Here is a 12,972-nt window from a genome sequence, read left to right as displayed (position 1 = left end):
TGAGGGGGCGGACGCGGCATGAGCCAGGGCGATGAGCGCGGTTACGGCGGCAACGATCCGGGGGGCCGTACGGAGGACGCGTACAGCACCCTCGGCGGGACACGGCAGACGCGCACGCGTCTGCCCGGCGGTGACGACGGCGACGGATACGGCCGCAAGCCCGTCCGGAACACGCGCTCACTGATCATGGTGGTGGGCGTGGTGGTCCTGCTGATCGCGGCGATCGCGTTCGCGAACCAGGGCGGGGGCGGCGGCACCTCGGGCGGCGGCGACGAGAAGAAGTCGGACGCGGCGGGGGCGGGCCCCACGGCCGCGACGGGCACGAAGCCGGTCACGGGCAAGAACGGCACGATCGCCTCGGGCTTCGCGCACGACGAGCAGGGGGCGCAGAGCGCGGCGGCGAACTACGCGGTGGCGCTGGGGTCTGCGGAGATGTTCGTCAAGACGAAGCGTGACGGCATCCTGCAGGCCACCCATGACCCCGCCGTCGTAGCGACTCTCCAGACCGACATGGCCAAGGCATACTCCCCCGGCTTCCTCACGAACGTCGGGCTGAACGAGGACGGCAGCACACCCAGCGGGCTGACGTTCGTCTCCAGGACCATTCCGGTGGGAACGAAGGTCACAGCCCAGGGCCCGGACACCGCAAGCGTGGAGGTCTGGTGCACGGGGCTCGTCGGCATGGCAGGTGAAGGATCCACCAAGCCCGTCACCGCGACATGGTTCACCATCACCGAGAAGCTCAAGTGGGTCGGCGACGACTGGAAGATCGAGTCGTCGAGTCAGGCAGAGGGACCGACACCCGTGAACGGCGACAACCGGGCATCGACTGCGGACGACATCGCTGGTGCGGTTGAGGGATACGGAGGCTTCACCTATGCCCGATAACCGTCGGTTCCGCACTCTCTCGCGTGCCGGGATCCTGGGGAGCCTGCCGGCAGCAGTGATTGCGTTGGCATCTCCTGCCCATGCTGCGCCGACACCGACGCCGACACCTTCGCCGAGTACGAGCGACAACCCCTGCGACCTCATCGTCGGGCTCGCCAAGGACTACTGCGAGGACGGCGAAGCAGGCGCAGGTTCAGGCGCCCGCATCGCGCCCCCCACCGACGACGCCCTGGACCCCCTCACCTCCCTCGCCCGCGGCTGTGCCGACGCCGCCGCCTACCTCGTCGGCAAGCTCAGCGAGGCCGTGGAGAGCACGGCGACCGTCGACTTCACCAACTCCACCTTCCGCACCCAGTACGCCGTGGTCTTCGCCGCGTCCACCGTCCTCACCCTGGTCCTGTGGCTCTTCGCCGTGGCCAAGCGGGCGATCCGGGGCGTTCCGTTCACCACCGCGATCTCCGAGGCCATCGGCTTCCTCTGGCTCACGGTCCTGGCCTCGGCGTTCACCCCGCTCATCCTGTACGTGGTCGTCTCGGCCACCGACGGCATCACCGAGGTCATCTCCGCCGCGACAGGCGGACAGACCGACGTCTTCTTCGGATCGTTCGCCGAGGCACTCAAGAAGGGCACCGACATCGGCGGCGGACCGATCATGCTGATCGTCGTCTCGCTCGTGTCGATCCTCGCCGCCGGCATCCTGTGGCTGGAGCTCGTGATCCGTGCCGCCCTGCTCTACGTGGGCGCGCTGCTGGGTGTCGTCGTGTACTCCGGGCTCGTCGACAAGAACATGTGGGGCCACGTCCGCCGCTGGGCGGGGATCATGATCGCCGTGATCATGGTGAAGCCCGTCATCGTCATCGTGCTCGGGCTCGCCGGAGCCCTCTCCGCCGACGACGGGCCCAACGCGTTCTCGGCCGTCGTCTCCGGCCTCGCGATCATCCTGCTGGCCATCTTCGCCTCCGCGATGATCTACCGCTTCGTTCCCGGCTTCGGCGACGAGATCCAGGGCGCCCGCACCAACCGCAAGCAGGCCACCGACGGCTCCCAGGCAGCCGCGATGATCAGCTCGCCCGCCGCTCTCGTCTCCCAGGGGATCAAGACCCACAGCGGCCGCAACGGCGGCGGTGAAGGCGGTGGCGGAGGCGGCGGTGCCAGGCCCGCCAACCCGGTCAGCGGCGGTGTCGCCGCCCACAGCTCCCGTACGTCGGGCGGCGGAGGCGCGCCCTCCCCCCGCGGCGGGGCCGGGCCCACCTCGGGCACCCCCCATGGCAGCCGCACCCCACGAGGCGGTTCAGGCAGCACAGGTAACACGAGCTCAGGAGGTGGAGGGCGTTGACGACCCCGTCCCACACGATCGCGCCCCGCCGTACGTACCTCATCGGCCGCGCCCGGCCCAACGCGATCATCGGCAAGAACCGTGAGACGGGCGAGATCGCGCTGATCATCGCCGGGGCGTTCCTCGGCATGATGAGCGGCCTCCTGGTCCCGGTCCTCTCCCTGCGGATCGTGACGCTCGTGGGCTTCCCCATGCTGGCCCTCGCCGTCGTGTACTTCCCGTACAAGGGCCGCACCTTCTACAAGTGGTTCGAGATCAACCGCAGCTTCAAGCGCACCCTGCGCCGCGGCACCGCCTACCGCTCCTCCGCCATGGAGGCCGGGGTCAGCGCCGACGGGCGCGAGGTGGAGATCGGGCCGCCGCCCGGCATCGGCCGGATCAGCTGGCTCGCCGCACCGTTCGGCCCCGACGAGATCGCCGTACTGCTGCACGCCGACCGGCGTACGGTCACCGCCGCCATCGAGATCGAGGGCCCCGGGGTCGGCCTCCGCGACAGCGAGGACCAGGAGGCCCTGGTCGACCGCTTCGGCACGCTGCTCAAGCACGTGGCCAACGGCGACGGCTTCGTGACGCGGCTACAGATGCTGGCCCGCACACTGCCCGCCGACCCCGACGCGCACGCCAAGGACGTCGCCCAGCGCGGCGACAGGTCGTCCCCGGGCTGGCTCCAGGACTCGTACGACCAGCTCCAGTCGATGGTGTCCACCTCCAGCGAGCAGCACCGCGCCTACCTCGTGGCCTGCATGCACTACAGCCGCGACCTGGCCGCCGAGGCCAACGCCATGGCCCGCGCCGTCCGCCCCCAGGGCGGCCGCAGGATCGACCGTGACGCCGGCCTCGCCGTCGTCATGGCGCGCGAGCTCACCGACATCTGCGCCCGGCTCGCCGAGGCCGACATCAGGGTCCGGCAGCCGCTCGGCCAGAGCCGACTGGCCTCGCTCGTGCACTCGATGTACGACCCGGACCACCCCATCGACCACATCCAGGCGATGACGAAGCGCAACGCCTGGCCGGCCGAACTGGACGCGGTCGAGCCGACGTTCCTCCAGGCCAAGACCCGTGAGTCGACGACGCGCGCCCCGTGGTGCCATGCGACGGCCTGGGTGAAGGAATGGCCGATGACGCCCGTCGGCGTCAACTTCCTGGCCCCCCTCCTCGTCCACACGCCCGACGTCATCCGTACGGTCGCGGTCACCATGGACCTCGAACCCACTGAGCTCGCCATCGAGCGGATGCTGACGGAGAAGACCAACGACGACGCCGAGGCGAGCCGTCAGGCCAAGATGAACCGCACCGTCGACCCCCGCGACATCGCCGCCCACGGCCGGCTCGACCAGCGGGGTGAAGATCTGGCGAGCGGCGCCGCCGGAGTGAATCTCGTCGGGTACATCACCGTGTCGTCCCGCTCCCCCGAGGCACTCGCCCGCGACAAGCGGACGATCCGGGCCTCGGCCGGCAAGTCGTACCTGAAGCTGGAGTGGTGCGACCGGGAGCACCACCGCGCCTTTGTGAACACCTTGCCGTTCGCCACCGGCATCCGTCGCTAACGAGAGGGCAGTCACGCCATGCGAGATCCGCTGTCCGCGTTGTCGGATGCCTTCACCGCCTTCCTCTTCGGAAACGTGGAGACGACCCGGCTCCCGGTGCGTACGTCGACGGGCCAGGCCCAGGCCGTCTATCTGCCGACCGCCGCGCCCGGCCTCGGCGACTCCGGCGTGATCATCGGGCGTGAGGTGTATTCGGGCAAGGGCTACATCTACGACCCGTTCCAGCTGTACGGCCAGCAGCTCCCCGCCCCTCACTGGCTGGTCCTCGGTGAGTCCGGCAACGGCAAGTCGGCGCTGGAGAAGACGTACGTGCTCCGCCAGCTCCGCTTCCGTGACCGGCAGGTCGTCGTCCTGGACGCCCAGGGCGAGGACGGCGTCGGCGAGTGGAACCTCATCGCGCAGGAACTGGGCATCACTCCCATCCGGCTCGACCCGACCGCCGCACTGAACGACGGGATCCGGCTGAATCCCCTCGACCCGTCGATCACCACGACCGGGCAGCTCGCCCTGCTCCGTACGATCATCGAGGTCGCCATGGGTCATGGCCTCGACGAACGGTCCGGCTTCGCGCTCAAGGTCGCCCACGCGTACGTCAACGACACCATCCTCGACCGCCAGCCGGTCCTGATGGACATCGTGGAGCAACTGCGCCACCCGAAGCCCGAGTCCGCCGAAGCGATGAACGTCGACATAGACGACGTACGCGCCTGGGGCCTGGACGTCGCCCTCGTCCTGGACCGGCTCGTCGACGGTGACCTGCGCGGCATGTTCGACGGCCCGACGACGATCGGCATCGACCTCGACGCCCCGCTGATCGTCTTCGACCTCTCGCACATCGACCGGAACTCCATCGCGATGCCGATCCTCATGGCGATCGTCGGCGTGTGGCTGGAGCACACCTGGATCAGGCCCGACCGGAAGAAACGCATCTTCCTGGTCGAAGAGGCCTGGCACATCATCAACTCCCCCTTCGTGGCCCAGCTCTTCCAGCGCCTGCTGAAGTTCGGCCGACGTCTCGGGCTGTCCTTCGTCGCGGTCGTCCACCACCTCAGCGACGTCGTCGACGGGGCGGCGGCGAAGGAAGCGGCGGCCATCCTGAAGATGGCCTCCACCCGCACGATCTACGCGCAGAAGGCCGACGAGGCCAGAGCGACGGGCAAAGTCATCGGTCTGCCCAGGTGGGCCGTCGAGATCATCCCGACGCTGACCCCCGGTATCGCCGTGTGGGACGTCAACGGCAACGTCCAGGTCGTCAAGCACCTGATCACCGAGGCCGAACGCCCTCTGGTCTTCACCGACCGTGCGATGACCGAGGGTTCCGCGATGGACCTGCTCCCCGAGGACGTACGAGCCGCGGAGCTGGAGGCGGAGCAGCGGGCGGCGCGGATCGAGAACCAGCAACGGCTGAACGAGTCGTCCGAGTCAACGGTGGCATGACATGGCACGCCAGGCACCATCCGGTCAGGGGCGCGGCGGCGAGGGCCAGGGCGGCATCCCGGACGGCCTGGTGCTCGGCCTGCTGGCCTTCCTCTTCGGGCTGACGGTCCTGGCGTGGACGGCCACGGGCCTGGCCGGACTGTTCGCCCACGGGGGCTGGCCGGACAACATCACGTTCACGCGGACGCCGCTGGCCCTGCGCGCCCTGGTCGTCGAACCGACGAACCTTCCGGGCGCCTGGCCGGACACCCCGCCGGGCGACCTCTCCGGATACGGCCTGTTCTGGGGCCTGTTCATCGGTGAGGTGATGGTGCTGCTGGTGCTGACGGTGTTCGCGGTGGGCGTGGTGACGCGCTGGCGGCTGGTACGGAAGCAGAGGAGAGCGGCCCTCACCGAAGCACCCCCGGCGCCGACGCCCGCTCCGGCCGCGGCGCACGTCCCGGCCCCGGCACCCGCTCCGGCCCCGGCACACGTCCCGGCGGCGGCTCCCCCGCAGGCCCACGCGCCCGGCGCGGCCACTCCGGCCCAGGCGCCCGTCGAGGCGGCCCCGGCCCCCGTCGAAACCACCGCGCCCCTCACCGCGTACGCGGCGGAGCCGGTCGTCCCCACGCCCCGTACCCCTCACGTCCTGTACGGCACCGCAGCCACCCGCCGCCCCGCCGCCGTCCAGGCCATCCGTGACGCGGACGGCCCGGCACTCGTCGTGACCTCGGACCCCACCGTCTGGGACGAGACGAAGGACGCCCGCGGCAAGCTCGGCCCCGTCCTCGTCTACGACCCGGGCCACCTCTGCGACACCCCGGCCCGTCTCCACTGGGCGCCCACGGCCGGCTGCGAGGACCCCGCCACCGCGGCCTCCCGGGCAGCCGCCCTCCTCACCCCGGTCCGCCCCCTGGCCAGGATCGACGCGGCCGTGGCCGACACCGCCCAGACCCTGCTCCAGTGCTGGCTGCACGCGGCCGCCGTGGACGGCCGCCCCTTCCGCCAGGTACACCGCTGGGCCTCCGGCTCCGGCGGCCACGAACCGGTACGCCTGCTCCGTACCCACCCCAAGGCTGCGTCCGGGCTCGCCGGACTGCTGGAGTCCGCGCTCACCGCCTACCCCGAACGCCGCGACATGGCGCAGGAGCTGACAGTGCGGGCCTTCGCCGCCCTCTCCTCGGTCCACATCCGCGAGGCGTGCACACCCAACCGAGCCGACGCGCTCGTGCTGGATTCTTTTGCCGGCGAAGGGGGAACGCTTTATGTGGTGGGTGAATCCATCGAGGATCCCCGCCACCACCCCGGTGCGATGCCCCTGCTCACCGCACTCGCCTCGCACGTGGTCGAGCACGGCCGCCGCATGGCCGCACGGTCAACCGACGGTCGGCTCGACCCACCAATGACGCTCGTCCTCGACGACGTCGCGGCCGTGGCTCCGCTTCCCCAGCTCCCGGAGCTGCTGTCGGCCGGGCAGGGCCTGGGCATGCCCGCCCTGGTCCTGCTCCGCTCCGAGGAACAGGCCCGTGCTCGCTGGCGGGAACGCCTGCCGGCCCCCGGACCGAGCTGACCGCTCCGATCACTCCTGCCGTGGCTTCCGGCGGATCTCGAACTCAAGCTCCAGGGCCGCCGGATCACCCTCCATCATCAGTGTCTCCCCGGTCGGGGCAAAGCCCATCCGCCGGTAGGAGGCAGCGGCCCGCGCGTTGTCCTCGTGGACGTGGAGCCGCACCCGCTCCAGCGGAGGCCCGGCCAACGCCCACGACCAGTCGAGCGCCTCGCGGAACAGCGCGTCCACCACCCCGCGCCCCCGGTGTCCGGGCCGGACGAACACCCCCACCAGGTGGCCCTGATCGACCTCGGCGGCCTCCCCGAAGCCCGGTTCGGAACCGGGCCGTTCGACGAGGACCGTCGCCGTTGCCACCCACTCGCCGTCGGGCGCCTCGGCGATGAACTGACGGTTGTGCTCCCCCTCGGCGGCACGCGCCGTCCGCTCCTGCCAGAACACATCGGGCCGGCTCACCGCGTGCTCGTACGTGTCCAGGAAGGCGATCGAGGCCGCCGGGTCCCGCAGCGACGCCAGCCGGATCTCCTTGGCCCGCTGCCATTCCTCTGCCCGCACGGCACGCACGACGTAGTCCATCCGCCGATCGTGCCCCGCCCACCACCTCCCGGCAAACGAGTTCGGTGCGGAGGCCCGCCCCGCGTCGTACCCGGGTACTACGGCGCCCCGCACATCCAGCCCTCGGTCGGACGACCGCCACGGGGCACGCTCCGTAGCGTCACCACCATGATCAGGGACCTCACCAAACGGTACGGGGACACCACCGTCGTCCACGGCCTCGACTTCACCGTCCGACCGGGCACCGTCACCGGCTTCCTCGGCCCCAACGGCGCCGGCAAGTCGACCACCATGCGCATGCTGCTCGGCCTGGACGCCCCCACCGGCGGGCGGTCCACCATCGGCGGCCGCGACTACACCACACACCCCGCACCGCTCACCGAGGTCGGGGCCCTCCTGGAGGCCCGCTCGGTCCATCCGGGGCGTACCGCCTTCCACCACCTCATGGCGCTCGCCCACACCCACGGCATCCCCCGCAGCCGCGTCGAGCACGTCCTGGACCTGGCCGGACTCACCGGAGCCGCCCACAAGAGGGTCAAGGGCTTCTCGCTCGGCATGGGGCAACGCCTCGGCATCGCCGCCGCGCTCCTCGGCGATCCGGCGACCCTCATCCTGGACGAGCCGGTCAACGGACTGGACCCCGAAGGCGTCCTCTGGATCCGCACCCTGCTCACGTCCCTGGCGGCAGAGGGCCGGACCGTCCTCGTCTCCTCCCACCTCATGAGCGAAATGGCGCTCACCGCCGACCACCTCGTCATCATCGGCCGTGGCCGGCTCCTCGCCGACACCACCGTGGACGAGCTGATCCGCACCGCGAGCGGCGCCTCGGTCAAGGTCGTCACCCCGCAGGCCGACGCCCTGCGCGCCCTGCTGACCGGGCCCGGCGTACGGATGATCACCGCTACCGCCCACGAGCTCACCGTCCACGGCACCGACGCCGCCCACATCGGCCGCACCGCCGCCGAGCACGCCATCCCGCTCCACGAACTCACCCCGCAGACCGTGTCCCTGGAACAGGCCTTCATGGACCTCACCCAGGACTCCGTCGAGTACCGGACCGCCGCACCCCTGACGGGAGCCCCCGCATGACCGCCGCCACCGCCCCGACCCCGTACCGCATCACACCACGCCGCGTCCTGCGCTCCGAGTGGCACAAACTCCGGTCCCTGCGCTCGACCTGGATCACCCTCCTGTCGGCGGCGGCACTGGTGCTCGGCATCGGGCTCGTCATGGGCGGCACGTACACGTCGGGCGGCGGCGACTCCGACATCGACCCCGTCGTCCTCGTCCTCTACGGCAGCCAGCTCGGCCAGATGTGCCTCGCGGTCCTCGGCATCCTCGTCACAGCCGGCGAGTACTCCACCGGAATGATCCGTGCCTCACTCACCGTCGTACCGCGCCGGCTTCCCGTCCTGTGGGCCAAGGCGGCGGTGTTCACCGTCGCCGTCCTCACCTCGATGTCCGTCACCGGGCTGATCACCTTCCTCGCCGCGCAGCTCTTCCTGCGGGACACCGACCAGGCCACCGGGCTGACCGATCCGGGCGTCCTCGGGGCGATCGCGGGCAACGCGGCCGGTATCACGCTGCTCGGTCTCATCGCCCTCGGCCTCGGCGCCACCCTCCGCTCCGTACCCGGCAGCATCGGGGCGTACATCGGCGGTGTCCTGATCCTGCCCGAGGTACTCGGCGTCCTTCCGTACGATGCCGTGGACAGCGCCCTGAAGTACTTCCCGACCCAGGCCGCCGGGGTGCTCGGCTCGGCCACTCCCCTCCCGGATGCCGCGAGCACCGGCTCGGCTCTCCTGGCCCTGGGCCTGTGGGCGGGCGCATCGGTGGCCGCGGGTGCGGTGCTCCTGCGCCGCCGGGACGCGTGAGGGGACGGACGGAGGGGGTACGGCGGTGACGGACCGAACGAGCGCGGACAGGGTGCACGACGAGAAGAGCCACCCACCCGGGCACCTGAACCCCGGCACCGCACCGCTGACCCTCTACATCCAGGACCTCCTGCAACGCCTCCGCGCCTTCGACCGCCGCAAGCCGATGCACTGGGACATCGCGGTCACCGCCTTCTGGGTCGTCGTCGCGGTGCTCGACTACAGCACCGGCGGCTGGCGTACGGTCGCCCGCAACAGGGAGGCACCGGAGCAGCTGGTCCTGCTGATGAGCCTGTGTTTCTCGGTGCCCCTGCTGTGGCGCCGACAGCGCCCGGTGGCCGTGCTCGTCCTGATGGCGCCCGTCTCCCTGCTCAACATATGGACGGGCGCAGTGGTCCAGGCCGCGATGCTCCAGCTGATCCCCGCCTACACGATCGCCCTGCGGCTGCCCCTCGGCGTCCTGGCCCGCTCAGGCCTGCTGATGTGCCTGCCCGCCGCCGCCGGAGCCCTTCTCATACCCGGCACAGCGGACCAGCAACTCGTCTCCTACCTCTGGGCGTTCGCCTTCGTGACCCTGCTCGGCATCGCCGTACGCACCCGACGTGAGTACACCGAGGCCCTCGTCGAACGCGCCCACCGGCTCGAACGCGAACGTGACCAGCAGTCCCAGCTCGCGGCGGCCGCCGAACGCGCCCGTATCGCGCGGGAGATGCACGACATCATCGGCCACAACCTCTCCGTCATCACCGGCCTGGCCGACGGTGGAGCGTACGCCGCGGCCAAGAGCCCCGAACGTGCCGCCCAGGCCCTCGAAGCCATCGGCACCACGAGCCGGCAGGCCCTGACGGAGCTGCGGCGCGTGCTCGGCGTGCTGAGCGAGCCGGCCCCGGAGGCCGAACTCGCCCCCCAGCCCTCACTCGCGGACCTCCATGTCCTGCTGACCGGGGTACGGGAGGCAGGACTGCCCGTCCGGCTGACGGTCCACGGCAGTCCCCCGTCCGAACCCGCCTCACCCGGCCGTCAACTCGTCGTCTACCGGGTGGTCCAGGAGTCCCTCACGAACACCCTGAAACACGCGGGGCCCGATCCCACGGCCGAGGTCACGCTCACCTACACGCCCGCCGGCCTGGAGGTGCTGGCCACGGACACGGGCGGGGGCGGACCGCAGCGCGGACCGGGGGTGGACGGCCCCGGCACCGGGCGGGGCATCAGCGGAATGCGTGAGCGCGCCGCGCTCCACAACGGCACACTCGAGTCGGGCCGGCTCCCCACAGGCGGCTGGCAGACACGACTTCGCCTTCCCCCGGAGGAGGACACAGCCCCGTGACCACGGTACTCATAGCCGACGACCAGGCGATGCAGCGCTTCGGTTTCCGCATGCTGCTGGAGAGCCAGGACGACATGACAGTCGTCGGTGAAGCCGCGAACGGCACGGAGGCGGTGAACCTCGTCGCCCGCCACCATCCGGACGTCGTCCTGATGGACATCCGGATGCCGGGGCTCGACGGCATCGAGGCGACACGCCGCATCATCTCGTCCGGGGCCCGCACCCGGGTCCTGATCGTCACTACCTTCGACATGGACGAGTACGCCTACGACGGCCTGCGGGCCGGCGCGAGCGGCTTCCTCGTCAAGGACGCCCTGCCGGAGGAGCTCCTGTCCGGCATCCGCGCGGTCGCGAGCGGCGACGCGGTCGTCGCCCCCAGCCTCACCCGCCGTCTCCTGGACGCCTACGCGCACCATCTGCCGGCCGCACCGGGCGGAACCGGGGGTACGGACGACCCGCGCATCGCCTCGCTGACCGAGCGGGAGAGGGAGATCCTCACGGTCATCGGACAGGGGTGGACGAACACCGAGATCGCCGCGCGCCTCCACCTCGCCGAGTCGACGGTGAAGACACACGTCACCCGCATCCTCGCCAAGACGGGCTCCAGGGACCGTGTCCAGGCCGTCATCCTGGCGTACGACACCCACCTGGTGAACCCGCGCTGACCGCGCTCAGTGGCGCTCCCGCGCGTGGAGCCGCGCCGCCTGAAGCGTCAGATGATCGCGTTCCGCCAGGGCGACCGCCTTCCGCGCCGCTTCGGCGTACAGCCGTGCCGCCGTGGCCAGGTCACCGTCCCGCTCGTGCAGATACGCCGCCGCCGCTGTGTGGCGGGGCAGCGAGGGGTCCAGCTCCCCGAGCGCAGCCAGACCGGCGCGTGGTCCGTCGGCCTCGCCCACGGCAACGGCACGGTTGAGCCGGACCACCGGGCTGTCGGTGAGGGCCACGAGCTCGTCGTACCACTCGACGATCTGCACCCAGTCGGTCTCCTCGGCGGTGCGCGCATCGGCGTGGAGCGCCGCGACGGCGGCCTGGGCCTGGAACTCGCCCAGCCGGTCCCGCGCGAGGGCGGCCTGCAGGATCTCGACGCCCTCCGCGATCATCCTGGTGTCCCACAGGCTCCGGTCCTGCGCGGCCAGCGGCACCAGACTGCCGTCGGGCGCGGTCCGGGCCGCACGCCGCGCGTGGTGGAGCAGCATGAGGGCGAGCAGGCCCGCCACCTCGGGATGGTCGATCGCGCCCGCGAGCTGCCGGGTGAGACGGATGGCCTCGGCCGCGAGGTCGACGTCACCGGAGTAGCCCTCGTTGAAGACCAGGTAGAGGACACGGAGCACGGTGGCGACATCGCCGGGCCGGTCGAACCGCACAGCGGAGACGGTGCGCTTGGCACGGCTGATCCTCTGTGCCATGGTCGGCTCGGGCACCAGGTAGGCCTGGGCGATCTGGCGGGTGGTCAGCCCCCCGACCGCGCGCAGGGTGAGCGCGACCGCGGAGGACGGCGTCAACGACGGGTGGGCACACAGGAAATAGAGCTGGAGTGTGTCGTCCACCCCGGGCGTGGGCCCTGGCGCAGGTTCCTCGTCGACCCGGTCCTCACGCCGGCGGCGAGCGGTGTCCGCCCGGGTCGCGTCGAGGAACCTGCGCCAGGCCACGGTGACCAGCCAGCCCTTCGGGTCCTGCGGAGGGTCGGCCGGCCAGACACGAACGGCCTCGACCAGCGCCTCCTGCACGGCGTCCTCGGCCGCCGCGAAGTCTGCTCCGCGGCGGACGAGGATTCCGAGCACGCTCGGTGTGAGGCTTCGGAGCAGGGGCTCGTTCACCTGAGACGTCATTCCGTGATGGTCGGCGGCGCCGTGAGGAACGGACGCAGCTCCAGCCACTCGTGGATCGGCCGCCCGCCCGCCCCAGGAGCGGCCGACAGCTCTCCGGCCAGCTCGACGGCACGCTCGTAACTGTCCACGTCGATCACCATCCAGCCGGCGATGAGGTCCTTGGTCTCCGCGAACGGGCCGTCGGTGACCGGAGGGCGGCCCTCACCGTCGTAGCGGACGAACGTCCCCTCCGGGGCGAGCGCCTGGCCGTCGACGAACTCACCCGTCCCTTCGAGCCGGGCCGCGAAGTCGTTCATGTACTGCATGTGGGCCGAGATCTCCTCGGGCGTCCACCGGTCCATGGGTACGTCGTTGACCGCGGCCGGGGCGCCCCGGTAGTGCTTCAGCAGCAGGTACTTGGCCATCGTGTCTCTCCTCCGTGCGGTGCGACCGCCATTGTGGTCGCCTTCACCACGGGGACGTAGCCAGGCACGCGTTCTCGACATCGCCGGCCTTGTTTTTTGGGACCGAATCCTCCGGTCACGCTCCGTGACTGACGGTGAACGCAGAAAAGCCCCGTGCCACAAGGGCACGGGGCTTTCCCGGAATAATTGTTCGGCGGCGTCCTACTCTCCCACAGGGTCCCCCCTGCAG

At 71.0% G+C, this 12,972-nt stretch carries 12 protein-coding genes; 9 read left to right on the top strand and 3 right to left on the bottom strand.

The genetic code is table 11. The features are described from left to right. Positions 1-18 precede the first annotated feature (18 nt). From ABT001_RS28870 to ABT001_RS28850, 5 genes are read left to right on the top strand one after another with little or no spacing between them, the layout of a single operon-like run. Complete coding sequence (locus ABT001_RS28870; RefSeq protein ID WP_351283386.1) at positions 19-888, top strand: hypothetical protein; 870 nt, start codon at positions 19-21, stop codon at positions 886-888. Beyond that, on the top strand, positions 878-2,224 hold the full coding sequence (locus tag ABT001_RS28865; RefSeq protein WP_351283384.1) for a hypothetical protein: 1,347 nt from the start codon (positions 878-880) through the stop codon (positions 2,222-2,224). Before ABT001_RS28870 ends, ABT001_RS28865 begins: the two co-directional genes overlap by 11 nt. After that, positions 2,221-3,771: an SCO6880 family protein gene (locus ABT001_RS28860; RefSeq protein WP_351283382.1), complete on the top strand. Its 1,551-nt coding sequence runs from the start codon at positions 2,221-2,223 to the stop codon at positions 3,769-3,771. The genes ABT001_RS28865 and ABT001_RS28860 overlap by 4 nt, the downstream gene beginning before the upstream one ends. Positions 3,772-3,789: 18 nt before the next feature. Beyond that, positions 3,790-5,208 (top strand): ATP-binding protein, encoded by a 1,419-nt coding sequence (locus ABT001_RS28855; protein ID WP_351283379.1) that lies wholly within the window; start codon positions 3,790-3,792, stop codon positions 5,206-5,208. Position 5,209: 1 nt separating this feature from the next. Then, positions 5,210-6,757 carry a type IV secretory system conjugative DNA transfer family protein gene (locus tag ABT001_RS28850; RefSeq protein ID WP_351283377.1) on the top strand — a complete coding sequence of 516 codons (1,548 nt, stop codon included), beginning with the start codon at positions 5,210-5,212 and terminating at the stop codon, positions 6,755-6,757. Between the two features lie 9 nt (positions 6,758-6,766). On the opposite strand, the gene ABT001_RS28845 is transcribed toward ABT001_RS28850, so the two are convergent. Further along, positions 6,767-7,330 carry a GNAT family N-acetyltransferase gene (locus ABT001_RS28845; RefSeq protein ID WP_351283375.1) on the bottom strand — a complete coding sequence of 188 codons (564 nt, stop codon included), beginning with the start codon at positions 7,328-7,330 and terminating at the stop codon, positions 6,767-6,769. A 147-nt stretch (positions 7,331-7,477) separates the two neighbouring features. Here ABT001_RS28845 and ABT001_RS28840 point away from each other — a divergent pair, with 147 nt between their 5' ends. The 4 genes from ABT001_RS28840 to ABT001_RS28825 are packed head-to-tail and all read left to right on the top strand — an operon-like array spanning position 7,478 to position 11,175. Then, positions 7,478-8,398, top strand: a complete 921-nt coding sequence (locus ABT001_RS28840; RefSeq protein ID WP_351283372.1) for an ABC transporter ATP-binding protein — start codon at positions 7,478-7,480, stop codon at positions 8,396-8,398. After that, positions 8,395-9,183: an ABC transporter permease gene (locus ABT001_RS28835; RefSeq protein WP_351283370.1), complete on the top strand. Its 789-nt coding sequence runs from the start codon at positions 8,395-8,397 to the stop codon at positions 9,181-9,183. Before ABT001_RS28840 ends, ABT001_RS28835 begins: the two co-directional genes overlap by 4 nt. 52 nt (positions 9,184-9,235) lie before the next feature. Then, positions 9,236-10,510 carry a sensor histidine kinase gene (locus ABT001_RS28830; protein WP_351283510.1) on the top strand — a complete coding sequence of 425 codons (1,275 nt, stop codon included), beginning with the start codon at positions 9,236-9,238 and terminating at the stop codon, positions 10,508-10,510. After that, positions 10,507-11,175 carry a response regulator gene (locus ABT001_RS28825; RefSeq protein ID WP_351283368.1) on the top strand — a complete coding sequence of 223 codons (669 nt, stop codon included), beginning with the start codon at positions 10,507-10,509 and terminating at the stop codon, positions 11,173-11,175. Before ABT001_RS28830 ends, ABT001_RS28825 begins: the two co-directional genes overlap by 4 nt. A 6-nt stretch (positions 11,176-11,181) precedes the next feature. Here the strand turns inward: ABT001_RS28825 and ABT001_RS28820 are convergent, their stop codons facing one another. Both ABT001_RS28820 and ABT001_RS28815 read right to left on the bottom strand, forming a co-directional pair. Further along, positions 11,182-12,327, bottom strand: a complete 1,146-nt coding sequence (locus tag ABT001_RS28820; protein WP_351283508.1) for an RNA polymerase sigma factor — start codon at positions 12,325-12,327, stop codon at positions 11,182-11,184. Positions 12,328-12,335: 8 nt separating this feature from the next. Continuing rightward, positions 12,336-12,743, bottom strand: coding sequence for a YciI family protein (locus tag ABT001_RS28815; RefSeq protein ID WP_351283366.1), 408 nt, complete (start codon positions 12,741-12,743; stop codon positions 12,336-12,338). Positions 12,744-12,972 lie beyond the last annotated feature (229 nt).

This window comes from Streptomyces sp. NPDC002793 (assembly GCF_040295485.1).
In the GTDB taxonomy this organism is placed as follows: domain Bacteria; phylum Actinomycetota; class Actinomycetes; order Streptomycetales; family Streptomycetaceae; genus Streptomyces.
The sequence above is the reverse complement of the archived record's forward strand: the minus strand, read 5'-3'. Positions and strand labels throughout refer to the sequence as shown.

Bases quoted from the DNA above. Each gene is read 5' to 3' on its own strand.
- ABT001_RS28870 (WP_351283386.1), top strand. From the start codon at position 19: ATGAGCCAGGGCGATGAGCGCGGTTACGGCGGCAACGATCCGGGGGGC.
- ABT001_RS28865 (WP_351283384.1), top strand. From the start codon at position 878: ATGCCCGATAACCGTCGGTTCCGCACTCTCTCGCGTGCCGGGATCCTG.
- ABT001_RS28855 (WP_351283379.1), top strand. From the start codon at position 3,790: ATGCGAGATCCGCTGTCCGCGTTGTCGGATGCCTTCACCGCCTTCCTC.
- ABT001_RS28850 (WP_351283377.1), top strand. From the start codon at position 5,210: ATGGCACGCCAGGCACCATCCGGTCAGGGGCGCGGCGGCGAGGGCCAG.
- ABT001_RS28845 (WP_351283375.1), bottom strand. From the start codon at position 7,330: ATGGACTACGTCGTGCGTGCCGTGCGGGCAGAGGAATGGCAGCGGGCC.
- ABT001_RS28840 (WP_351283372.1), top strand. From the start codon at position 7,478: ATGATCAGGGACCTCACCAAACGGTACGGGGACACCACCGTCGTCCAC.
- ABT001_RS28835 (WP_351283370.1), top strand. From the start codon at position 8,395: ATGACCGCCGCCACCGCCCCGACCCCGTACCGCATCACACCACGCCGC.
- ABT001_RS28815 (WP_351283366.1), bottom strand. From the start codon at position 12,743: ATGGCCAAGTACCTGCTGCTGAAGCACTACCGGGGCGCCCCGGCCGCG.